We start from the raw sequence: 20,622 nt of genomic DNA, 5'->3' as shown, positions 1-20,622 counted from the left end.
TACTAGCCAGTGAGGCCAATCACAATGGCACTACGCGAAAGGTGCGTCATGACGAATCCTTCTGTGGAGGCATCCCGCCTGGTCCTGATCGGGTCCGCTGCGTCCGCGGCCATGTCTCCCGATCTGTGGAACCCCGTCCTGCAGGAACTCGGCAACGGTTGGACCTATGAACCCTGGGACGTCCCTGCCGGCGGTGACCTGGTCCGGACCCGGCGCAGGCTCCTGGAACCGGACATCCTGGCGGCCAATGTCACCATGCCGCACAAGCACTGGGCCGCCGAGGCCGCGGACCGCATCACCGGCCCGGTCCGGCTGAGCGGCGCCTGCAACCTCCTGGTCAGGGAGGGCGGGGAACTGGTGGGGCACAACACCGACATCACTGCCGCGGAGGTGCTGCTGGGGGGCGCCACCCACCGGCACGCACTGCTCCTTGGCGCCGGCGGAGCGGCCAGGGCGGCGCTGATCGCCCTGCGCGGAAACGTGGGTGCCGTGTCCATCACCGACCAGGACCCCCGCGCCGCCAATGAGTTGACGGACCTCGGCCTGGAACTTGGCATCGAATCCCGGTCCGTCTCATGGTGTGCGGCGCAGGACCTCGCCGCGGACGCATCACTGGTGGTTAACGCCACCCCCATCGGCAAGGACAGTTCGGACGGGCCCGCGTGGGGCAGCGCCCCGCTCGCACCGGACGCCGTCCTCTACGACTTCGTGTACGCCCGCCACGCCACCCCAAGCGTGGCCCGGGCCCGCCGCCTGGGGGTCCGCTGCATTGACGGATGGGACCACCTTCGCGAGCAGGCAGTGGCCATGGTCCCGCTGCTGGACCTGGACGGGCGGGTCCGCGGGCTGCTGCAGGAAACGCTGGCGGATCTCCGGGCGAGGTCCTGACAGCCGCCACCGATATGATCGGACAGGCGCTGAAGCCCGGCAAACCTGAGCGGTGCGCCACCGACGTCCGGAGAGGAAACCGCAACGCCCATGGAGGAGCAGGCAGGCTACTTTGTGAAGTCGGTGGAGAAGGCCTTCGACGTCCTGCTCGCCTTCACCCCGGACCAGCCAAGGCTCACCGTTTCCCAAGTGGCGGCCGCAACGGACATGACGCGCGCCTCCGCACGCCGGTTCCTGCTGACGCTGGCCGATCTTGGCTATGTCCGGGCCGAAGGGTCCGCTTTCGAACTGACCGCCCGGTCCCTCGACGTCGGCCGTTCCTACCTGGCCGGCCTGACCCTGCCCAGGGTGGCAGAGCCGCACCTGAAGGAACTCGCGGAGCACCTGAACGAAACCACGGCCCTGTGCATCCTCGACGGCGGCGACGTGGTCTACGTGGCCTGCGTGCCCTCCCCCCGCCTCCTGAGCGTTTCCATCACCGTTGGCACCCGCTTCCCGGCCTGGGCCACCTCCATGGGCCGGGTCCTGCTCGCCGGCCTGCCCGCCGCGCGGCTGGAGGACTATCTCCAGTCGGTCCAGCTGCACCGCTTCACCGACCGCTCACTCGGCAGCGTCGAGGACCTGAGGGCCGAGGTGGAGGCCACGCGCCGGAAAGGCTGGTCCATGGTCTCGCAGGAACTCGAAGAAGGCCTCCGCGGCGTCGCTGTCCCCGTGATGCGCGGACACGAGGTTGTAGCGGCGGCCAACGTTTCCTTGCAGACGCACCGAGCCGCAGCCCAGGACATCGAGGCGACAGTCCTCCCCGAGCTGCTGGAAGCCGCGCGGCGGATCGCCCTGGATTACGGCGGGTCGGCGGGCGCTGCCGCGAGGTAACTGTTTGCCATCCAAGCCGGCCACCCTACTCCCGCCGCGGCGCGCAGGGCTCTAGACTCAAGCCAACTGCGTGCAGCAGAGCCGCTGCCACGCCCTTCAGGAAGAGGAGGCAGCGGGTGAAACTGGGCATTCCGCGGGAACGCCGGGAGGGCGAGCGGCGCGTGGCCGCCACCCCCGACACCGTCAGGCAGTTGACCGGAATGGGCCTGGGCGTCCTGCTCGAGACCGGGGCCGGGACCGCCGCGGGCCACTCCGACCATGACTACCGGCAGGCGGGCGCGGAGATCGTCGCGGAACTGGACCACGGCGCCCTCGACATCCTGGCCCACGTCCGCCCGCTGGACCCGGACACCGCTGCAGCGTTGAAACGGGGAGCGGTGGCTGTGGGGCTCGGATCGCCGTCGTCCGAACTGCCCACGGTGCAGGCGCTCGCGGACAACGGCGTCACCTCCTTCGCCCTGGAGCTGGTGCCCCGCATTTCCCGGGCCCAGTCCATGGATGCGCTGACCTCGCAGGCGCTGGTGGCCGGCTACCGCTGCGTGCTCGAAGCGGCCATCCGGCTGCCACGGTTCTTCCCGCTGTACATGACCGCCGCCGGGACCATCCCGCCGGCCCGCGTCCTGGTCCTCGGGGCGGGCGTGGCGGGGCTGCAGGCCATCGGGACGGCAAAGCGGCTGGGGGCGCGGGTGTTCGCCAACGATATCCGGCCCGCCTCCGCTGACGAGGTGGCTTCCATGGGCGGCACTTTCATCCGGCTGGACCTTGAAACCGCGGAAGCGGCGGGCGGCTACGCGCGGCAGCTGAGCTCCGATGCCGGCACCAGGCAGCGCCAGCTGCTGGCCCCGCACGTCGCCCAATCGGACGTTTTGATCACGACGGCGGCCGTCCCGGGCCGTCCCGCGCCCCTCCTGGTGACCCGCGAAATGGTGCAGGGCATGCGCCCCGGATCTGTCGTCGTCGACCTCGCCGCGGAGTCCGGCGGGAACGTGGAAGGATCCGTGCCCGGCCAGGACATCCCCATCCCCACCGCGGACGGGTCCGGGCAGATTACCCTGGTGGGCCTGAAGGACCCCGCCTCTGCGATGGCCTCCGACGCCTCCCGCCTGTACGCCAAGAACGTGGCCAACCTGCTGGCGCTGATGGTCCGGGACGGCGCGCTGGCCCTGGATTTCGACGACGAAGTGGTGGCCGGAGCCTGCCTGACCCACGACGGCGTGGTGCGGCACCAGCCCACCGCCGCGCTGCTGGCCGCACGGACCGGCGCAGCCGCCACGGCCCGGCAGGACGGAGCACTCTGATGGACGGGACAGCCCTGCTGACCATTACCGTACTTGCAGTGTTCGTCGGCTTCGAGGTGGTGTCCAAGGTCTCCAGCACCCTGCACACCCCGCTGATGTCCGGCGCGAATGCCATCCACGGGATCATCCTGGTGGGTGCCATCATCGTGGCCGGCCAGGCGGCAGACCCGTGGGTCCTGGCGGTGGCACTGCTCGCGGTGGTCCTCGCCACCGCCAACCTGGTGGGCGGCTTCGTGGTGACGGACCGGATGCTGCACATGTTCCATGCGAAAAAGGATGCCGGGCAAGCCAAGGGCGGCAGCAAATGAGCATCCTCGATCCCGTCTGGACCGCCCTGCTGTACCTGGCCGCAGCGGTCTTCTTCATCCTGGCGCTGCGCGGACTCAGTTCGCCCCGCACCGCCCGCCGCGGAAACCTGGTGGGCGCCCTGGGTGCCGTGATCGCCGTCGTGACCGTCTTCCTGTCCGCCCGGCTCGAGAACATTCCGTGGATCCTGGGCGCCATCGTGGTGGGCTCCGCCGTCGCCGCCCCCGTGGCGCGGCGGGTCAGGATGACGCAGATGCCGCAACTGGTGGCCCTGTTCAACGGGGTGGGAGGCGGCGCTGCTGCGCTGGTGGCCCTCCTCGAGCTGGGCCATGCGGGGGAACCGTGGGTCCGCGTGGCCATCGTTTTCACGCTCCTGGTGGGGGCCGTTTCGTTCGCCGGCTCGGGCATCACGTTCGCCAAGCTGCAGGAGCTGATGACCACCCGGCCCGTGGTGTTCCCGGGGCTGCCCGTGGTGATGTCGGTGGTACTGCTCGCGGCGGTGGCCTCCGGCGTCGCCGTCGTCGTTTCCGGGTCGCTGCCCCTTGCGGTCCTGCTGCTGGTCCTGGGCCTCGCCGCGGGCGTCCTGCTGGTCCTGCCAGTGGGCGGCGCCGACGTGCCCATCGTCATCTCGCTGCTCAACGCCTTCACCGGCCTGGCCGTCGCGGCGTCCGGCGTGGTGCTCGGCAACGTCCTGCTGGTGGTGGCCGGCACGCTGGTGGGCGCCTCGGGCACCATCCTCACCCGCGCCATGGCGGCGGCCATGGGCCGGAGCGTAGCGGGCATCCTGTTTGGCGCCTTCCGCGGAGGGTCGACGGCGGGGTCCACGGCAGTGAGCGAGCGTCCGGTCCGGTCCTCCTCGCCGGAGGACGTGGCGGTCCTGCTGGGCTACGCCCAGCGCGTGATCATTGTTCCCGGCTACGGCCTGGCCGTGGCGCAGGGGCAGCACACCGCCGCCGAACTGGCGCTGGCTTTGGAGGCCCGGGGCATCCAGGTGGACTTCGCCATCCACCCGGTGGCCGGCCGCATGCCCGGCCACATGAACGTGCTGCTGGCGGAAGCCAACGTGCCCTACGAATCGCTCAAGGAAATGGGCGAGATCAACCCGGAGTTCAAGACCACCGATGTCGCCCTGGTGGTGGGTGCCAATGACGTCGTCAACCCGGCGGCCAAGACATCCTCAGGGTCGCCGATCTACGGGATGCCCATCCTGGAGGTGGCGGAAGCGCGGCAGGTGGTGTTCCTTAAGCGTTCCATGCGCCCTGGGTTTGCCGGCATCGAGAACGAACTCCTGTTCGAGCCGCAGACGTCCCTGCTGTTCGGCGACGCCAAGGAGTCCCTGGCCCAGGTGCTGGGTGCCGTCAAGGCATTGTAGGCGCTGAACTGCAGCCGCTTCGGGTTACTCTTCTCTCAACAGCCTGCTTGCTTTCCACCCCACCAGAGGACGCCATGACTGACACCAGCTCCACTTCGCCCAAACGTGCCGCCATCATTGTCAATCCTGCCAAGCCGGTGGACTTCGACGTACGCGGCCTGGTGGCCAAGCACTGCGTCGAGAACGGCTGGGGCGAGCCCATCTGGCTGGAGACCACCAAGGAGGATCCCGGCGTCGGGCAGGCAAAGGAAGCCCTGGCTCAGGGGGCGGACCTCGTCATCGCGGCCGGGGGCGACGGTACCGTCCGGTGCGTCGCCGAGGTCCTGGCCGGCGGTGATACGCCCATGGGCCTGCTGCCGCTGGGGACGGGTAACCTGCTGGCGCGCAACCTGGGCATGGACGTGACCGATTACGACGGCGCCATGGCCGGCGCCCTGACCGGCGCCGAACGGAAGATCGACGTGGTCCGCGCCAAGCGGAGCGATCCGGACCAGGACCAGCTCTTCCTGGTCATGGCGGGCCTCGGCTACGACGCCACCATCATGGGCGACACCAACGAGGACCTCAAGGACAAGGTGGGGTGGCTGGCCTACGTGGATGCCGGCATCCGGAACCTGCCCGGGAAGCCCGTGAAGGCCACCCTCGCAATTGACGGCAAGACCGTGATGCACCGCGGCGTGCGCAGCGTGATGGTGGGCAACTGCGGCAAGGTCCAGGGCGGCGTGGAGATCTTCCCTGACGCCAAGATCGACGACGGCCTGCTGGACATCGCGGTCCTGGCACCCCACCACGGCAAGCTCGGCTGGCTGTCCGTGCTGGCCGGCATCATCGGCAAGGGCCGGAACCGGGATACGGCGGTGGAGTATTTCCAGGGCAAGACGGTTGAGATCACCCTGGAGCACAAGGACGACTACCAACTGGACGGGGACCACGAGGGTGAGGGCAAGCACGTGCTGATGAGCATCGAGCCCGGAGCCCTGACCCTGCGGATGTAAGCGCCCGGCGGGGCACGCCGGCTAGGCCAGGAGCCTGCCCCAGCACGGCTCCAACAGCGGAGCCCCCGCCAGTTTCAGGGCGTGCCAGAGGGTGACCGCCACGGAGTCAAGGACCGGAACGCCGGTGCTCTCCTCGATCTCGGCGGTGATGTTGGCGCCGTAGAGGTTGGTGCACAGGTACACCAGGGCGTCGGGCGCGGCGGCGGCGAGTTCCCGCGATCCCGGCAGCATCTCCGCGTCCGTGACCCTGGCGAACGACTCGTTGTCGCTGAGCCCGAGCGCCCGGTGGTCCACGGTTTTAATGCCTTCGCGCTCGTAGGAGGCGATGACCTGATAGTTCACATCGCCTGTATACGGCGTGAACAGGCCGATCCGTTCGGTGCCGAAGGCCCGGAACGCCTCAAGGTAGGCCAGCGTGGAGGTAGTTGCCGGGATGCCCGTGGCGCCGGTAATTTCCGCCGCAAGCTCCCGGTCGTGGGCCGAACCCAGCCACGACCCCGAGGTGCCGTTCCAGGCGATGACGTCCACGTCCGCCGTCGCCAGCAGCCGTGCGGCCTCCCGCATGACGGCGGGGTCGAACTGGCGGTTGGCGGAGTCGTCCAGGGCGATCCGGGTGACGGGAATGCGGGTGAAGTGGACCGTGACGTCGCTGCGGCCACCGAGGATCCGGTAGGTCTGCGGCTCCAGGCAGGTGTTGGAGGACGGCACGATCATGCCGATCCGGCGGGGGCGTGTGGTTGCAGGCATGGGAACTCCTAGAGGGCGGCGGCAGGCGCCGCGGCGGCGGAAAGGGACTGGTGCTCGCGGAAGCCGTTGCGGTTGATGAACCGGCCTGCGGGGCCGGGATCGTGGAAGCCGTCCGCGTCCAGCACCACCCGGCCGTTGGAAACCACGACGGCGGGCCAGCCGGTGAGTGCCTTCCCGTCGAAGGGCGAGAAATCGGTCCCCATGTGCAGGGCGGCGCCATCCACGGTCCGTTCCTCGGTGGGGTCGAAAACCACCAGGTCGGCGTCGAACCCCTCGGCGATGCGGCCTTTGCCGGGGACCGCGTTGATGCGGGCGGGGCCGGCCGCGAAGGCCTCGACGAACTGCTCCACGGAGGCGCCGGCGGAGGTCATTGCGGTGAACGTCACCGGCATCCGGGTCTCCACGCCGGGCAGCCCGTGCGGCATGGCGCGCACGTCATCGGTGCGCTCGCGCTTCTGGGACAGGTCGTAGCAGGAGTGGTCCGAGGACATCGTGTGGATGGCCCCGGAGGCCAGCCGCTCCTTGAGGGCGGCCACGGTTTCCGGGCTGCGCATGGGCGGGCAGCAGGCGAACCATTCGGGAAAAGCGGACGCGTAGACAGTGTCGTCCAGGGTCACGTAGTGCGGGCAGGTTTCCGAGTACGCCTGGAGCCCGCGCCCGCGTGCCTCCGCGACAAGGTCCACGGCTCCGGGCGTGGATTGATGGACAAAATACACGGGCGCCCCGGTGTATTCGGCCATGGCCAGGGTTTCCTTCACCGAAATTTCCTCGGCCAGCTCGGGGCGTGTCCGGTGCAGGTGTTCGATCCCAATCCGGCCGTCCTGGGCGTGCTGTTCGGTGCAGTCGGCGATGATGGGATCGTGTTCGGCGTGGATGTAGGCCAGGCCGTCCAGCCGGACCAGTTCCCGCATGACCTTCAGGATGGTGTCCCCGTCGGCCATGGTGGTGCCGCGGTTGGTGGTGTACATCTTCACGGAGCGGACGCCTTCGGCGGCAAGCTGCTCGAGCTGCCAGGGGATGGTTTCGTCCCAGGCGACCACCGCACCGTGGAGGGCGACGTCGCACCGGGATTCGGTGGCGAGTTCCTTCTTGTGCAGGGCGGCGGCGAGCGGGGTTTCCTGGGCGTCCCGGGGGATGCCGAAGTCGATGATGGTGGTGGTACCGCCCCACAGTGCTGCGGTGGACGTGGTCCGGAAGTCGTCAAGGGTACGGAAGCGTCCGGTGACCTGGGCGACGTGGCAGTGTCCGTCAACGCCGCCGGGGATGACGAGTTTGCCGGCGGCGTCGATGGTGCGGCCGGCGGCAGGGACCGGCTGGTCAACGTCGATGAGGGCGGCGATGCGGCCGTCCTGCACCACGATGTGGGCGGCCTGGCGGCCATGACTGTTGACGATCGTGGCGTTGGCAATGACAAGTTCTGGCTGGTGGGACATCGGTGTCCTCCTTGTGGGTGTGGTGGCGTCTGGCTTTAGGCGGCAGGCTGGGGCGCGCCGGCGTGCTCCTGGCGGGCCGCAAGGGTTGCGTCCAGGGTGCCGGAGAGGCCTTTGCGGTCCTTCGCCGGGGGAGGGGCGAAGGCGCCCGCGCGGTGCGGTCCGGACTGCAGCCCGGCCACCGCTTCGGCCATGCGGATGCCGGCGGAGATGCCGTCAACCACCGGAACGGGGATCTGTCCTTTGAGCTCGCGGGCGAGTCCTGCCAGCGGGGCGCCGGCGAGGATGACGACGTCGGCGCCGTCCTCCGCCACGGCCTGCCGGCTGAGTGCCAGCAGGGTTTCCTTGAAGTCCTGCTGGACCGAGCCGATGCTGGTGAGGGAGTCGTTGATGGAGCGGATGGAGGCCAGCCGGCCGGCGAGCCCGAAGCGTTCGACGCACTCGCGGTACCAGGGCCTGATCCGGTCCGAGATGGCGATGATGGAGAAGCGGTGGCCCTGCAGCGCCGCCGCGCAGAGTGCGGCCTCGGTGATGCCGATGACCGGGACGTCGGCCAATTCCTTCAGGGCGGGCATGCCGGGGTCGCCGAAGGCTGCCACCACGATGGCGTCAACCGGGTCCGCGCCGGGGCGGGTGTGCTCGGCGACGATTTCGGCGACGGCCCCGGCGGCGATGAGTGATTCGAACCGGGTTTCGATGTATTCGACGCCGTGGCCGGCGGTCCGCACCAGCAGGTCGGTGCCGGGGGCGGCGGAGCGGAGCGCCTCGGATTCGATCAGGGCCGTGACGTCGGCGCTGATGTTGGGGTTGATGACCAGGAGTTTCATTTTCTCTTCCGGTGGAATTCTGGTTCGGTTTTCTGGAAGTCCTCGGGGAACTGTTCCCGGTACTTTCCGATGTGGGAGGCGGATTGGGCGGCCGCCCGGTCGGGGTCGCCGCTGGCAATGGCGGCGTAGAGCTCCCGGTGTTCGCGGATCAGTTCGGGCAGGTCGCTGACGTGCCGGAACAGCCAGTGCATCCGGCCCTGCAGGGGTTCCAGGGCCGATTTGAGGAAGTTGTTGTCCGCGATCCCGGTGATGGCGTCGTGGAACTCGCTGTTGGAGCGGTGCGCTTCCATCACCGCTCCCTTGGCAAGGAAAGCCTCTGCGTTGTCCAGCAGCCCCTTGAGGTAGGCCAGGTCCTCAGCGGTGGCGCGGCGGGCGGCGAGCCGGCAGGCCAGCACCTCGAGGGACTGGCGGACGTCGAAGAGGTCCTCCACATCCTTGGGGCTGAGGCTGCTTACTTCCGCCCCGCGGGCCCCGCGGTCGCTGATGAGGCCTTCCTGCCGGAGCATGCGGAGGGCTTCGCGGACCGGCAGGCGGGAGACGGAGAATTCGGCGGCGAGGTCGCGTTCCACCAGCCGCGTGCCGGGAGCGTAGTGCCCTTCGAAAATGCGGGTGCGGAGGGTGTCCCGGACGGTCTCGCGGAGGGGGCGGTCCTTGTCCTGGGTCTCTTCTGCGGTCAGCATGGTGCTCCATTTTCGATTTCTTGTATGGCACTGCTCCCGGCTGCGGGGGCGTGGTTTGCAAGTTTCCTTGCGAGGGCCAGCTTAGACAGGAAGCCGCTTGTTGTAGTTCAGGGTGAGGACCGATGCGCCCATGATCACCGCGGAACCGACAAAGTACAGCAGCGCCCAGGTGTAGGAGCCGGTGGCCCCGACGATCAGGCCGACGACGATGGGGGTCACGAAGCCGGAGATGTTGCCGCTGAGGTTCATGGCGCCGCCCAGGACCCCGGCGTTGGTGCGTCCGCCCAGGATGGAAGGGATGCTCCAGAACAGGCCCACCCAGCGCAGGAAGAACAGGACAACGGAGAGCAGGACGACGGCGGTGGTGGCGTCGGGGACCACGGTGACGCCTACCAGGCCCGCTACGACGATGGCGCTGGAGATGCCCAGGAGGGTGCGCATGACGAGGTTGGCGGAGGCACCGGAGGCCCGCCACTTGTCGGCGATGGTGCCGCCGATGATTTCTCCGACGAACCCGGCTCCGAAGATCACCAGGGTGGACCAGCCGATGGTCTTCAGGTCGAAGCCCTTGGCTTGGGCCAGGTACAGCGGCCCCCAGGTCAGCAGGCCGTAGAACACTCCGTTGAATCCGAGCCATCCCAGGCACATGGCCCAGAAGGAGCGGAACTTCAGGTAGGGGAGGAGGCCTCGTTTGCCTGTGCTGCCGTCCATGGTGGCTTCGGCGTCCTCGGCGGCGTGCGAGGCTTCGATGTAGGACGCTTCGGCTTCGTTGACGGCCCGGTGTTCCCGGGGGTTGTCCCGGACGTACCACCAGACGGCAAGTCCCATGAGGACGGTGGCGGCGCCGGCGATCACGAAGGACCAGCGCCAGCTGCCGGTGGTGGCAATGAGGCCGGCGATGATGATGCCGCCAAGCCCGGCACCCAGGGGTGCGCCGGCGTCCAGGATGGTGGCGCCGCGGCCGCGTTCGGACCGATGCATCCAGATGGCGTTGAGCTTGCCGCCGGCGGGCATCACCCCGGCTTCGGTCACGCCGATTCCAAGCCGGGCGATGAACATGCTCAGGAATCCTCCTGCCATGCCGGAGGCTGCCGTGGCGGCGCCCCAGCCGAGGCAGGATGCGGTCATCACCTTGCGCGGGCCGAACTTGTCGATCAGCCAGCCCACGGGAACCTGCATCAGGGCGTAGGTCCAGAAGAAGGCGGACAGCAGCAGGCCCACCAGCTCGGGGGCGAGGTTGAATTCCTTTTGGATGACGGGCAACGCCACGGAGATGGAGCCGCGGTCGATGTAGTTGACGGACACGAGGACCAGGAGCAGCAGGAAGAGCCGCCACCGGACGGAACTGCGCCGTTGCAGTCCATCCTTGCGGGGCTGGGTGGTGCGGGATGCGGACTCGGCGGATGGCGCCGTTGTTTCAGTGTTTGGGACGGACACAGCTTCTCCTTCACGGGGAAGTTCACGAATGGGGGAGATTCGATTTTGGGATCCCAATTTGGGATCCCAAAAACAAAGGTAGAAGTGACTCCCGCCACTGTCAAGGGTTTTTTGCCCGGCAGCGTTCCGCGGCTCCTCCGAACGGATTGTGACTGGCGCCAGCACGGCCTCGACCGCTAGGCGGACGAGCCGGTCCGGCGGTGGGACAGGGTTTCGGCCAGCTCGGCGAGGCGGTGGGCCCGTGCGGATTCGGCCGGGGTAAACGGCTCGCCCGGCCGGGAAAAGGTGATGGGTCCCTGCCAGGCCGTGGGGATCTTCAGCCGCGTCCCGTCGTCGGCCGGTGACCCGGCATCGTGTGGCGGCACGATCTGCGCATGCAGCAGCTCCGCCACCGCCAGGGGCAGTTCGTCCGGCGCGGCGGCGATCCGCGCCGCGAGGCTGAGCGCCTTCGTCTGCCCGTCCGCCATGGCCAGGGACGTGGTGGGCCATACGTGCGAACGGCTGCCGCCGCCGTCGTGCAGGGCCGCCAGCAGCTCGCGCTCGCCCACCTCGCCCGGGACCGCGAGGACGAATTCGTCCAGGACCCCGTCGGGGGCGGGGTGCACGTGCAGGCCCAGGATGTTGGCGTCCAGCCGGGCCAGTGCCCGGGTCATCCTCTGCAGCGAACCGGGCTGGTCCGCCAGCAGGGTCCGTGCCCGCCACAACGACGGGGCTGCCGCCAGCTGGCGGCGGTGCCGCAGTGCCGGCGCATGGAGCCAGCTGCGCAGGATCCTCGCCGCCGACGGTTCGGCCACCCAAATCACCAGGACTGTCGCAGTGAACGTCAGGACCAGCACCTTGGCCACGTAGGGAAGATGGGTCTCCACCACGAGGGCATGGACCAGGAGTTCGATGGGCAGCATGACGGCCACGTTGGCAACGGTGAGCCGCGCCTTGGGCGGCTCGGGCATCCGGCCGCAGACCTCGCAGCTCAGGTCGGCAGTGGGCGTGTTGTGCGGAGGACGCTTCATGACTCAAGCATCACCGGGTGCTGTTTCCGCCCCGTTGCTTCCTGATTCCATTCATGGGAACGTACCGGGCGTCCCCGGTGCCTCCCGCCGTAGGATCTAGCAGGAACGTCAGCGCGGCCGCCCGACATAACCCACCCCCAAGGAAGGCGCTGCCCACGTGAAGATGTTTGCCGAGATGTTCAGCATTGGTCCCGGCAACAAGGACCACCATCCGGCGCTGAGGTGCGCCGTCGGTGTGTTCGTGCCGCTGATCACCCTGGTGCTCCTGGGCCGGCTGGACCTGGCAATCTTCGCGTCCTTCGGGGCGTTCACGGGCATCTACGGCCGCGGCGAGCCGCACGCGGTCCGGTTCATGCTGCAGTTGCGGGCCGGACTGCTGATGCTGCTGGTGATCTTCCTGGCGGCGCTCGCGGCACGAATGGAATCCGCCTTCGGCCTTGACCGCTCCACCACCACTTGGCTCCTGGTCCTGGCCACCACCCTGGTTGCCGGGGCCTGCTCGGTGGCCATCTCCTGGTTGCGGCTTCGCCCAGCCGGGTCCCTCTTCCACATCTTCGCCTTTGCCGCCATCGCTTCCATTCCCAACCAGCCGCCGCTGTGGCAGGGGATGCTGGTGGCCGTCCTCACCACCGTGTTCGCCCTGCTCATCGGGTTCTCATCCCGGATCCTTCCCAGCCACCGGACACCCTGGATCCGGCCGGTCCCGATCCGCCGCACCCCCGCAGAGAAGCGCGCAGCCCGGCTTGAAGGCTTCGGCTACCTGGTGGCTGCCGGACTTGCCGGGTCACTGGCCACCTGGGCCGGCAGCCGCCTGGGATTCGGCCACAACTATTGGGCCATGGTGGCGGCGGTGGTGCCCCTGGTGGGCCACTCCACGCGGCACCGGGTGCGCCGGGGTATCCAAAGGATCATCGGCACCGTCCTGGGCCTCTTGGTGCTGGCCGCCGTCCTGCTGCTCGGCCTGCAACCCTGGCAGACCGTGCTCGTCATGGCGCTGTGCCAGTTCGGCGCCGAAATGTTCATCCTCCGCCAGTACTTGCTGGCCCAGGTGTTCGTTACGCCCCTGGCGCTGGTGTCAACGCTGCTGGTGGTCCCGGCGTCGCCAACCCTTTTGCTGCGCGACCGCATCATCGAAACCGTCATCGGTGCCGCCGTCGGCATTGCCGTGGTGCTGGCTCCCGGCGCGTGGCGCCGCCTCAGGCAGGGTTCGACGACGGCCTGACCGCCTTCCCGCGCGGGTTCCGCCCGGGCGCGGTACGCTGGACTTCCCGTTGAACGGAAGGACTGGCGGTGGCAAACTCGAGCTCGGGCGACTCCGTGGTGGACCGGATCGTGCGCCTGATCTCCGCGTTCCCCCAGGACGTGGGCGCCCTGCGGTTGTCTGAGCTCGCGGAGCGGGCAGGCCTTCCGCTGACCACCACGCACCGGCTGGTGGGGCAGCTGGCAGGGCACGGGCTGCTGGAAACCGCTCCGGGTGGAATGGTCCGGCCCGGGCTCCGGCTCTGGGAACTGGTCAACCGCGCCTCACCCGCGCTGGCGCTCCGGCAGGCCGCCATGCCGTTCATGGAGGACATCCAGCAGGTGCTGAACCAGAACGTCAACCTGGCCGTGCTCGATGGCTGGGAGGCCCTCTTCGTGGAACGCCTGTCCCGCCGGGGCTCGGTGGCCAACCGGGCGCAGGTGGCGGGCAGGATGCCCATCCATATCTCGTCCGCCGGACTGGCACTGATGGCCCACCAGGACAAGGCCATGCAGGCCAGGTACCTCGCGGGGTTCGCCGACCCGGACGGCAAACTTACCGCGGATGGGGTCCGGGCGCTGCTGGCCGAAACCTCCCACCAGGGCTTCGCGCAGTTGAAGGGTGTGGTGGACCCGGACACCTGGGGAATCGCGGTTCCGGTCCTGGACCGCCGGAAGCGGGCGGTGGCATCGCTGGGCGTGGTGGTACCGCTGCAGGAGATGCGTCTCCAGGCCTTGGTTCCCGCGCTGCAGACGGCCGCCCGGGGCATCGCGCGAGGCCTGGCCGGAGCCTGACTCCCACCGCCTTTCTGTTGAACGGAATTGTTGTAACGCCAGTCACCCCTGCGGGGCCACACTGAATGCCAGGCAACCACTCCGGCCCCCACCCGGGCCCCGCAACGAAGCGAGACGCAGTCATGGCACGGAAGATCATCACCACGCAGGTGGCCATCATGGGCGGCGGCCCGGCCGGCCTCATGCTCTCCCACCTGCTGGCCACGGCCGGAATCGAGTCCACGGTGGTCGAGGTCCGCAGCCACGAGGAAATCTCCCACACCGTCCGGGCCGGCATCCTGGAGCACGGCACGGTAAACCTCCTCGTGGACAGTGGGGTCTCGGACCGGGTGCTGCGGGACGGGGACCGGCACGACGGCATCGAGCTGCGGTTCAACGGCGAGAGCCACCGCATCGATTTCAAGGACCTGGTGGGCGAGTCGGTGTGGCTCTACCCGCAGACGGACGTGTTCCTGGACCTGGCAGCGCGCAGGAAGGACGACGGCGGCGATGTCCGCTACAGCGTCAGCGACACATCGGTCCATGACCTGGAGGGCAAGCCGAAGGTCTGGTTCACCGATTCCGAGGGGGTTGAGTTCGAGATCCAGGCCGATTTCGTGGTGGGGGCGGACGGCTCGCGCAGCCACTGCCGCTTCCAGATCCCGGAGGCGCACCGCAAGTGGTACTTCCACGAATACCCCTTCGCCTGGTTCGGCATCCTGGCCGAAGCCCCGCGCAGTTCCGGCGAGCTGATCTATGCCAACTCCGCCAACGGTTTCGCCCTGATCAGCCAGCGCACCGAGACCGTCCAGCGGATGTACTTCCAGTGCGATCACAAGGAAAACGTGGCCGAGTGGGATGACGAACGGATCTGGGCCGAATTCCGTGGCCGGGTCAACGGCAACGGGTTCGAGCTCAAGGAGGGGCCGGTCCTGGAGAAGATGGTGCTGCCGTTCCGCAGCTTCGTCCACACCCCCATGCGCCACGGCAACCTGTTCCTCGCCGGCGACGCCGCACACACGGTGCCGCCCACCGGCGCCAAGGGACTGAACCTGGCCATCAACGACGTCAAGGTCCTTTTCGAGGGGCTGGACAGCCACTACAACGCCGGATCGGGACATCTGCTGGACACCTACAGCGACCGCGCCCTGGACCGGGTGTGGAAGGCGCAGCAGTTCTCGTACTGGATGACCACCATGCTGCACACCCCCGCGGACGCAGACGACTTTTCCCGGGCCCGCCAGCTTGGCGAACTGAATTCCGTGGTTTCATCGCGGCACGGCATGGCCTACCTTGCCGAGGCGTACACAGGCTGGCCCGCCGCGTCCTAGCGGCCCGGGAGGACGACGACGGACTGCCGGGTCCGCTTTACGGGGCCAGCAGGCGGCGGATCGCCGCTGCGGTTGCGGCCGGGTCGGGCTGCTGGTCCCGGCGGACGGTGAGCAGATGCAGCAAGAGACCGTCGGCGTAGTCGGCGACGTCCCGCGCCCGCCCTGCCGCGCCCGCCACTCCCAAACCATCCAGGGCCTGCTCCAGCCCGCCCACCAGCAGGTAGTGGCCGGCGGTCACCGCCTCGGGCCGGTCCAGCGACAGGGCCAACCGCGCCCGCGTGAGGCCGGCGTGCTGCCGGGCCAGGGCGAGCACCATGGCGGCCAGCTGGTCGGCCAGTTCCGGAATGCCCGGCGGCGGTCCGGCGGGACCGGCATCGCGCAGCAGTCCGGCATCAAGCTGCAGGAGGCGGTCCAGCGCGGCCTCCACGAGGGCTGCCCGGCTCCGGAAGTAATTGGACGTGGTGCCTTCCGGGAGGCCGGCGGCGGCGTCGACGGCGCGGTGGGTCAAGCCCTTCATTCCCTTGTCCGCCACCACCCCCAGGGCGGCGTCCATCAGTTCCGTGCGGCGGTTGGGCATGCGCCCAGTGTAAGTGCCTCTTCCATGCCACTACAAAAGTAGTAGAATCGCCTGCATGGAAGCGATCTCGATCGTGGGCGGCGGCATCGCGGGCTTGGCCCTGGCGGCCAGCCTGGACCCTTCACGCTACGACGTGTCCATCTTCGAGAAGCGCCCCGAACTGCCCACGGTGGGCACCGTGCTGGCCATGTGGCCCAATGCGCAGCGTGCGCTGGCGCGGGTGGGGGTCCTCGCCGGGGCGCGTGCGGCCAGCCCGGTGCTGGGAAACGGATCCATCCGCAATGCCGCAGGCAAGCCCTGGGTCACTGTCCGCGGCGGGGAGTTGTTCGGCATTTCCCGCGTGGACCTGTTGCGGCTGCTGGACGGAGCCGTGCCCGGAAGCGTCCGCAGGGTGGCTTCCCATGTGCGGCAATTGCCTCCGGTGGAGGGGCTGCTGGTGGGTGCCGACGGGGTGCACAGCGTTGTCCGCCACGAGGTGTGGGGTGCTGCAACGGATGCCAGGCTGACTTCCGCCCTTGCTGTCCGCGGCACCATTCCTTCCCCGGTAGAAGCCGGCGAGGTGGGGGAGTATTGGGGGCGGGGCGACCTGTTCGGCATTGCCGCGGCCCCGGGTGGAACCAACTGGTACGGGAGCTGGCGGTCAACGCTCGGCCCCACGGGAATCGACGTGGAAGAGGCGCTCACGCAGGCGAGGCGGCGCTTTGCGGACCACGCACCCGCCATCCGGCAGGTGCTGGCCGCCGCGAATCCGGAGCTTTCGTTGGCCCAAAGGATCTGGACAGTGCCCCCACTGCGCTCCTATGTACGGGGTGCTGCCGTGTTGGTGGGGGACGCGGCCCACGCCATGACGCCCAACCTCGGCCGGGGCGCCTGTGAATCGCTGGTGGATGCCGTGGTCCTGGCGGATCTGCTAAACAGCCTGCCGCGGGAAAAGGCGCTCGCCGCCTATGACCGGCAGCGCCGGCTGCGGACTCGCGCCCTCAGCATAGGGTCCGCTGCGATGATGAAGGTGGCGTTGGCGGACCGCGCCCAACCTTTCCGTGACGGCCTGCTCAACCTCGCCGCCCGGCTCAGTCCTGCTGCCGCATATCCGTGAGGTGGTGGGTGGGGATCCGGTCGCGGTCGTAGGTGATCTCCGTGTAACCGTGCGGTTCGGGTTTGCCGGCGGCGTTCAGGTTGACGAAGACGATCTCCTCGATGGTGAGGATGCTTTGCCTGGTGATCATGTTGCGGACTTCGGCCCGCATGGTCAGCGAGGTCCGGCCAAACCGGGTGGCCGTGAGGCCCATTTCGATGAGGTCCCCCTGCACCGCGGAGCTGACAAAGTTGATTTCTGAGATGTACTTGGTGACGGCCCGGCCGTTGCCCAGCTGCAGGATCGCGTAGATCGCGGCTTCTTCGTCGATCCACTTCAGCAGGCTCCCGCCAAACAGCGTCCCGTTGGCGTTGAGGTCCTCGGGCCTGACCCACTTGCGGGTGCGGAACGTGATGTCTGCTGTTTCCATAGGCTGAGGTTAGCCGAACGCACCGCGGGCGCTCCCACTGTGACGGGCCCGCGGTGCCGTCCGTTCCTAGGCCATGGCCGTGTGGGCGGCGCTGCGGGCGTTGATGCTCTTGGCGTAGCAATAAGAGTGCTGCAACCCGATATATGGCCCGAAATTCGGAATCGCCTCGAAGCCGGAATTTTCGTAGAAATTCCTTCCGTCGGGCTGGGCAGAGCCGGCCTCCGCCTTGATGCGTGTGATGCCTTGCCTGAAGGCCTCTGCCTCAAGGGCTGCCAGGATGGAGCTGGCCACGCCCGAACCGCGCGTGTAGGGCAGCACGTAGAGCCTCTTGATCTCCGCCGTCGACCCGTCCAGGAGCCGCAGCCCGCCGCAGCCCACGGGCTGGCCCGAGCCCTTGTCGTAGGCCACCAGGAAGACAGCACAGTCGGCGCCCGACGGCGGCGGGCCGGGTTCGTGGTCCGGCCGGCCAAAGCGGGCGTCGAGTTCGGCCTGCTGGGCGCGGCGAAGATCGGCGCCCACGGGGTTGGACCAGGGGACCTGCCTGATGTTCAGCCTGGGGTTTGTCTGCATATCTGCCTCGATTCGCCGGAGGGGTATGCCTGACAAGGCTAGGTGCCGGGGATTACGCGGGTGTTTCCTGGCGGTAAGCACCTGGATAACGCCGTTCCGCTGCATAACGGCAAGTTGCTTGGCAGGCTAGTTATCAGGTGGTCTAAAATGATTTCATGGTTTCTACGGGCAATGAAGGCTCCGGCTACTGGTATGGACCTGACGGGCAGCTGGACTACAGCGCGGCGGTTTTGAAGTCGCTCCGCGACTACCGGTCGGCGGAGACGGAAATCCGCCGCACCACCAGGGACTCCATGGGTATGGGCGAAACGGACATCCTCGCATTGCGGTACCTGCTCCGGGTGCAGGCGTCCGGCAAGAAGGCGGTCCCCAAGGACCTGAGCCAGTTCCTCAATATTACGAGCGCTTCCACCACGTCGTTGATCGACCGGCTGGTAGCCAGCGGCCATGTCCGGCGTGAACCTCACCCCACCGACCGGCGCTCCGTGGTGGTCATCGCCACCGGGGAATCGGACAAGGAAGTCCGCGAAACGCTGGGAGCCATGCACCGCCGGATGATGGCCGTGGCGGAAGGCCTCTCGGCCGAGGAAGCACGCATCGTGGTTGATTTCCTGCGGCGGATGACGGAGGCCCTTGCTGCACACGACGGGGAAGAGAAAAAGATTAGCTAGGCGGACTAGCTAGATCAACTAGTTATATGTAAGCTTACGATTGTTCCCCGAAGCTGCTTCCCAACGGAGTCGTGAGTGAGTTGGTTACTTTCACCGAATTTTCACCGCCTGATCCGCGCGACGATGCGGCCGCGCTGACCAATAACCTCCTGCTGCGACCCTCCCTGGACGGCAATTCCGCGCCGCAGGGAAAGTCCGCGGTCCACTGCGGGACGGCAATGCAACTGGTCACTCCCGCCGTGGGATCCGATGGCGCCAGCTACACATTCGCGCCGGCCGGCGGCGACGGCATTGAACTTCCGCCCGTGTGGCGCTGCGGCTGCGGGTTCCAGCTCGATGCGTGGCCTGCGAGCGGTGACCGCAAGCGATCAGCGGGTGCTCCCCGCCAGGGATCCTTCCCGGCTGTCGTTCCGGCATGACCGCCGTCGGGACGGTGATGCCCGCGGCACTGCAGCAGCCCCCCAATCCCGCCGCAGGCATGCTGTTGGCCGGCCGGTACCGTCTTGGCGAACGGCTGGGCCGCGGATCCGCCGCAGAGGTCTTCCGGGCAATTGACCTGGAAGGAGGCCCCGATGCCGCCGTCAAGATTGCCACAGCCGGCCACCGAAAGCACCAGCAGCGGATCCACAACGAGGCGGCAGTCCTGGCCGGGCTGGACCACCCGTCGATCGTGAGGTTCATTGCCGGAGGTGCAGTGCCTGCCGGTGGCCCCTCCGCCGGGCATGCCTTCCTGATTGAAGAACTGGCCCTCGGGACAAGCCTCGCGGAGGCCATCCGGATGCAGAGCATGCGCCAGGCAGATATTGCCGTGTGGGCGCGCGGTCTCTTTGGTGCGCTCGCCCACCTTCATTCCAGGGGCCTGGTGCACCGCGACATCAAACCGGCCAACCTGATGCTGAGCGGCCTGCGGCGGAGTCCGGTCCGGATCATCGACTTCGGAATTGCCGCGCCTGCAGGCTCCGCCCCCGAACCGGGCATCTCCTCCGGTACGGTGCACTACATGAGTCCGGAGCAGGCTTCCGGCCACGTAGCGGACCCGTCGTGGGATGTTTATGCCATGGGCCTGGTCCTCCTGGAACTCCTCACCGGGACCAAGGCGTTTCCCGGCACGGCGATCGAGTCCCTCGTGGCCCGGACCTTGAGGTCCCCGAAGGTCCCGGACCACCTGGGCGACTGGGGCGTCCTGTTGCGCGCCCTGACGGCGATGGATGCCGCGGAGAGGCCGACGGCGGCGGACGCAGCGGCCATGGCGGCCCAGCTTGTCCCCGCGGTTCCGCGGGGCAGCCAGGGCAATCCGTGCAGGACGCGGCGGATCTTCCCCGGCCGGCGGCACCGGCAGCAGCTCTAGGGAGCCGTGGCGTCCCGGCCGGTCGGATCCCCTGCGGCCGGGTCGGCCAAGGCAAGGCCGCCTACGGGGCTGCCATCCCAGTGGATCAGGTCCCACCCGCCATTCAGGCTGCCTTCGACCGCCACGATTCCGGTGTTCGCCAGGATGTGCCGGGCCGCAAACTCGTGGCCTGCGCCGCGGGCCCGCAGGCCGGCCCACGTGCGGATGGCGGCGCCGTGGCTGACCACGGCCGCCGTGCCGTGCTGGTCCCGCATCGCCCGCTCCACCACGTTCGCGATCGCCGCGTCGAAGCGGTCGAAGAAGGCATGGCCGTCCGGTCCCGCCGGCATGCGCTGGTCAAGGTCCCCTGCGGCCCAGGAGATAACGGTCCCCATGTAGCGCTTGTGCGATTCGTGGTCGGTGAGCTTCTCCAGGGAGCCTGCCTCGATTTCGTGCAGGCCGTCCAGGACCTCGACGTCCAGGGAGTGCAGCCGGGCCAGCGGGGCCGCGGTGATCTGCGTCCGGATCAGCGTGGAGGCGTAGAGTGCCCCGATGCGCTCGTTGGCCAGGGCCCGTGCCATGGCCTCGGCCTGGCGTTCACCCAGTTCGGTCAATCCAGGACCGGGGTGGTCGGTGTCCAGTTGGCCCAGGACGTTGCCGGGAGTCTCGCCGTGTCGGATCAGGAGCAGCCTCATGGTTCCAGTTTCCCACCCGATCGGACACTCGCTCGCACCCGCTGCAGCGGCAGGCCGGCACGCGGGCCGG

At 68.4% G+C, this 20,622-nt stretch carries 23 protein-coding genes; 13 read left to right on the top strand and 10 right to left on the bottom strand.

Annotation, left to right across the window (positions count from 1 at the left end; all coding sequences use genetic code 11):
* Positions 1-48: 48 nt before the first annotated feature.
* The 6 genes from QRM95_RS03290 to QRM95_RS03265 all read left to right on the top strand — a co-directional run bounded on the left by QRM95_RS03290 (position 49) and on the right by QRM95_RS03265 (position 5,732).
* Positions 49-888 carry a shikimate dehydrogenase family protein gene (locus QRM95_RS03290; RefSeq protein WP_285246433.1) on the top strand — a complete coding sequence of 280 codons (840 nt, stop codon included), beginning with the start codon at positions 49-51 and terminating at the stop codon, positions 886-888.
* A gap of 90 nt (positions 889-978) precedes the next feature.
* Positions 979-1,761, top strand: coding sequence for an IclR family transcriptional regulator domain-containing protein (locus tag QRM95_RS03285; RefSeq protein ID WP_285246432.1), 783 nt, complete (start codon positions 979-981; stop codon positions 1,759-1,761).
* A gap of 116 nt (positions 1,762-1,877) precedes the next feature.
* Positions 1,878-3,059 carry a Re/Si-specific NAD(P)(+) transhydrogenase subunit alpha gene (locus QRM95_RS03280; protein WP_285246431.1) on the top strand — a complete coding sequence of 394 codons (1,182 nt, stop codon included), beginning with the start codon at positions 1,878-1,880 and terminating at the stop codon, positions 3,057-3,059.
* A complete protein-coding gene (locus QRM95_RS03275; protein WP_018762915.1) occupies positions 3,059-3,367 on the top strand; it encodes an NAD(P) transhydrogenase subunit alpha part 2 in 309 nt (102 codons plus the stop codon). The genes QRM95_RS03280 and QRM95_RS03275 overlap by 1 nt, the downstream gene beginning before the upstream one ends.
* Complete coding sequence (locus QRM95_RS03270; protein ID WP_285246430.1) at positions 3,364-4,737, top strand: NAD(P)(+) transhydrogenase (Re/Si-specific) subunit beta; 1,374 nt, start codon at positions 3,364-3,366, stop codon at positions 4,735-4,737. Before QRM95_RS03275 ends, QRM95_RS03270 begins: the two co-directional genes overlap by 4 nt.
* A gap of 74 nt (positions 4,738-4,811) precedes the next feature.
* Positions 4,812-5,732, top strand: a complete 921-nt coding sequence (locus tag QRM95_RS03265; protein WP_018762917.1) for a diacylglycerol/lipid kinase family protein — start codon at positions 4,812-4,814, stop codon at positions 5,730-5,732.
* 21 nt (positions 5,733-5,753) lie between these two features.
* Here the strand turns inward: QRM95_RS03265 and QRM95_RS03260 are convergent, their stop codons facing one another.
* From QRM95_RS03260 to QRM95_RS03235, 6 genes are all read right to left on the bottom strand, one after another.
* Positions 5,754-6,479, bottom strand: a complete 726-nt coding sequence (locus QRM95_RS03260) for a maleate cis-trans isomerase family protein (RefSeq protein WP_285246429.1) — start codon at positions 6,477-6,479, stop codon at positions 5,754-5,756.
* Positions 6,480-6,487: 8 nt separating this feature from the next.
* The gene (locus QRM95_RS03255) at positions 6,488-7,912 is read right to left on the bottom strand and encodes an amidohydrolase family protein (RefSeq protein ID WP_285246428.1); all 1,425 of its coding nucleotides are present in this window, start codon (positions 7,910-7,912) and stop codon (positions 6,488-6,490) included.
* Between the two features lie 35 nt (positions 7,913-7,947).
* On the bottom strand, positions 7,948-8,736 hold the full coding sequence (locus QRM95_RS03250; RefSeq protein WP_285246427.1) for an aspartate/glutamate racemase family protein: 789 nt from the start codon (positions 8,734-8,736) through the stop codon (positions 7,948-7,950).
* Positions 8,733-9,416, bottom strand: a complete 684-nt coding sequence (locus QRM95_RS03245; protein WP_109044792.1) for a GntR family transcriptional regulator — start codon at positions 9,414-9,416, stop codon at positions 8,733-8,735. Before QRM95_RS03245 ends, QRM95_RS03250 begins: the two co-directional genes overlap by 4 nt.
* An 81-nt stretch (positions 9,417-9,497) precedes the next feature.
* Complete coding sequence (locus QRM95_RS03240) at positions 9,498-10,853, bottom strand: MFS transporter (protein ID WP_285246426.1); 1,356 nt, start codon at positions 10,851-10,853, stop codon at positions 9,498-9,500.
* A 176-nt stretch (positions 10,854-11,029) separates the two neighbouring features.
* Positions 11,030-11,863: an ACT domain-containing protein gene (locus tag QRM95_RS03235; RefSeq protein WP_285246425.1), complete on the bottom strand. Its 834-nt coding sequence runs from the start codon at positions 11,861-11,863 to the stop codon at positions 11,030-11,032.
* Positions 11,864-12,020: 157 nt separating this feature from the next.
* On the opposite strand from QRM95_RS03235, the gene QRM95_RS03230 reads away from it, so the two are divergent.
* From QRM95_RS03230 to QRM95_RS03220, 3 genes are all read left to right on the top strand, one after another.
* Positions 12,021-13,085 (top strand): FUSC family protein, encoded by a 1,065-nt coding sequence (locus QRM95_RS03230; RefSeq protein ID WP_285246424.1) that lies wholly within the window; start codon positions 12,021-12,023, stop codon positions 13,083-13,085.
* Positions 13,086-13,153: 68 nt separating this feature from the next.
* The gene (locus QRM95_RS03225; RefSeq protein WP_285246423.1) at positions 13,154-13,897 is read left to right on the top strand and encodes an IclR family transcriptional regulator; all 744 of its coding nucleotides are present in this window, start codon (positions 13,154-13,156) and stop codon (positions 13,895-13,897) included.
* A gap of 122 nt (positions 13,898-14,019) precedes the next feature.
* On the top strand, positions 14,020-15,207 hold the full coding sequence (locus tag QRM95_RS03220; RefSeq protein WP_285246422.1) for a 4-hydroxybenzoate 3-monooxygenase: 1,188 nt from the start codon (positions 14,020-14,022) through the stop codon (positions 15,205-15,207).
* 37 nt (positions 15,208-15,244) lie between these two features.
* Here QRM95_RS03220 and QRM95_RS03215 read toward each other — a convergent pair whose 3' ends face one another.
* Positions 15,245-15,784, bottom strand: coding sequence for a TetR/AcrR family transcriptional regulator (locus QRM95_RS03215; RefSeq protein ID WP_285246421.1), 540 nt, complete (start codon positions 15,782-15,784; stop codon positions 15,245-15,247).
* Positions 15,785-15,839: 55 nt separating this feature from the next.
* Between QRM95_RS03215 and QRM95_RS03210 the strand changes: the two genes are divergently transcribed.
* Positions 15,840-16,880: an FAD-dependent monooxygenase gene (locus tag QRM95_RS03210; RefSeq protein WP_285246420.1), complete on the top strand. Its 1,041-nt coding sequence runs from the start codon at positions 15,840-15,842 to the stop codon at positions 16,878-16,880.
* Here the strand turns inward: QRM95_RS03210 and QRM95_RS03205 are convergent.
* Both QRM95_RS03205 and QRM95_RS03200 read right to left on the bottom strand, forming a co-directional pair.
* Positions 16,855-17,289, bottom strand: a complete 435-nt coding sequence (locus QRM95_RS03205; protein WP_285246419.1) for an acyl-CoA thioesterase — start codon at positions 17,287-17,289, stop codon at positions 16,855-16,857. The two genes, QRM95_RS03210 and QRM95_RS03205, sit on opposite strands and share 26 nt — an antisense overlap.
* 66 nt (positions 17,290-17,355) lie before the next feature.
* The gene (locus QRM95_RS03200; RefSeq protein WP_285246418.1) at positions 17,356-17,859 is read right to left on the bottom strand and encodes a GNAT family N-acetyltransferase; all 504 of its coding nucleotides are present in this window, start codon (positions 17,857-17,859) and stop codon (positions 17,356-17,358) included.
* Positions 17,860-18,014: 155 nt separating this feature from the next.
* On the opposite strand from QRM95_RS03200, the gene QRM95_RS03195 reads away from it, so the two are divergent.
* The 3 genes from QRM95_RS03195 to QRM95_RS03185 all read left to right on the top strand — a co-directional run bounded on the left by QRM95_RS03195 (position 18,015) and on the right by QRM95_RS03185 (position 19,878).
* A complete protein-coding gene (locus tag QRM95_RS03195) occupies positions 18,015-18,530 on the top strand; it encodes a MarR family winged helix-turn-helix transcriptional regulator (protein WP_285246417.1) in 516 nt (171 codons plus the stop codon).
* 71 nt (positions 18,531-18,601) lie between these two features.
* On the top strand, positions 18,602-18,949 hold the full coding sequence (locus QRM95_RS03190; protein WP_285246416.1) for a hypothetical protein: 348 nt from the start codon (positions 18,602-18,604) through the stop codon (positions 18,947-18,949).
* Positions 18,946-19,878 carry a serine/threonine-protein kinase gene (locus QRM95_RS03185; RefSeq protein ID WP_285246415.1) on the top strand — a complete coding sequence of 311 codons (933 nt, stop codon included), beginning with the start codon at positions 18,946-18,948 and terminating at the stop codon, positions 19,876-19,878. Before QRM95_RS03190 ends, QRM95_RS03185 begins: the two co-directional genes overlap by 4 nt.
* Here the strand turns inward: QRM95_RS03185 and QRM95_RS03180 are convergent.
* Positions 19,875-20,552, bottom strand: coding sequence for a histidine phosphatase family protein (locus QRM95_RS03180; protein ID WP_285246414.1), 678 nt, complete (start codon positions 20,550-20,552; stop codon positions 19,875-19,877). The two genes, QRM95_RS03185 and QRM95_RS03180, sit on opposite strands and share 4 nt — an antisense overlap.
* Positions 20,553-20,622 lie beyond the last annotated feature (70 nt).

It is taken from the genome of Pseudarthrobacter sp. efr-133-R2A-89, assembly GCF_030209315.1.
Taxonomy (GTDB): Bacteria; Actinomycetota; Actinomycetes; order Actinomycetales; family Micrococcaceae; genus Arthrobacter.
Note: the sequence above shows the minus strand (reverse complement) of the source record. Positions and strands in the feature narration are given on the sequence as shown.

Excerpts from the sequence above, each read along its gene's own strand:
- QRM95_RS03195 (WP_285246417.1), top strand. The coding sequence starts at position 18,015 with ATGGTTTCTACGGGCAATGAAGGCTCCGGCTACTGGTATGGACCTGAC.
- QRM95_RS03220 (WP_285246422.1), top strand. The coding sequence starts at position 14,020 with ATGGCACGGAAGATCATCACCACGCAGGTGGCCATCATGGGCGGCGGC.
- QRM95_RS03250 (WP_285246427.1), bottom strand. The coding sequence starts at position 8,736 with ATGAAACTCCTGGTCATCAACCCCAACATCAGCGCCGACGTCACGGCC.
- QRM95_RS03255 (WP_285246428.1), bottom strand. The coding sequence starts at position 7,912 with ATGTCCCACCAGCCAGAACTTGTCATTGCCAACGCCACGATCGTCAAC.
- QRM95_RS03180 (WP_285246414.1), bottom strand. The coding sequence starts at position 20,552 with ATGAGGCTGCTCCTGATCCGACACGGCGAGACTCCCGGCAACGTCCTG.
- QRM95_RS03265 (WP_018762917.1), top strand. The coding sequence starts at position 4,812 with ATGACTGACACCAGCTCCACTTCGCCCAAACGTGCCGCCATCATTGTC.
- QRM95_RS03210 (WP_285246420.1), top strand. The coding sequence starts at position 15,840 with ATGGAAGCGATCTCGATCGTGGGCGGCGGCATCGCGGGCTTGGCCCTG.
- QRM95_RS03200 (WP_285246418.1), bottom strand. The coding sequence starts at position 17,859 with ATGCAGACAAACCCCAGGCTGAACATCAGGCAGGTCCCCTGGTCCAAC.
- QRM95_RS03290 (WP_285246433.1), top strand. The coding sequence starts at position 49 with ATGACGAATCCTTCTGTGGAGGCATCCCGCCTGGTCCTGATCGGGTCC.
- QRM95_RS03185 (WP_285246415.1), top strand. The coding sequence starts at position 18,946 with ATGACCGCCGTCGGGACGGTGATGCCCGCGGCACTGCAGCAGCCCCCC.
- QRM95_RS03245 (WP_109044792.1), bottom strand. The coding sequence starts at position 9,416 with ATGCTGACCGCAGAAGAGACCCAGGACAAGGACCGCCCCCTCCGCGAG.
- QRM95_RS03215 (WP_285246421.1), bottom strand. The coding sequence starts at position 15,784 with ATGCCCAACCGCCGCACGGAACTGATGGACGCCGCCCTGGGGGTGGTG.
- QRM95_RS03260 (WP_285246429.1), bottom strand. The coding sequence starts at position 6,479 with ATGCCTGCAACCACACGCCCCCGCCGGATCGGCATGATCGTGCCGTCC.
- QRM95_RS03205 (WP_285246419.1), bottom strand. The coding sequence starts at position 17,289 with ATGGAAACAGCAGACATCACGTTCCGCACCCGCAAGTGGGTCAGGCCC.
- QRM95_RS03285 (WP_285246432.1), top strand. The coding sequence starts at position 979 with ATGGAGGAGCAGGCAGGCTACTTTGTGAAGTCGGTGGAGAAGGCCTTC.
- QRM95_RS03275 (WP_018762915.1), top strand. The coding sequence starts at position 3,059 with ATGGACGGGACAGCCCTGCTGACCATTACCGTACTTGCAGTGTTCGTC.
- QRM95_RS03235 (WP_285246425.1), bottom strand. The coding sequence starts at position 11,863 with ATGAAGCGTCCTCCGCACAACACGCCCACTGCCGACCTGAGCTGCGAG.
- QRM95_RS03270 (WP_285246430.1), top strand. The coding sequence starts at position 3,364 with ATGAGCATCCTCGATCCCGTCTGGACCGCCCTGCTGTACCTGGCCGCA.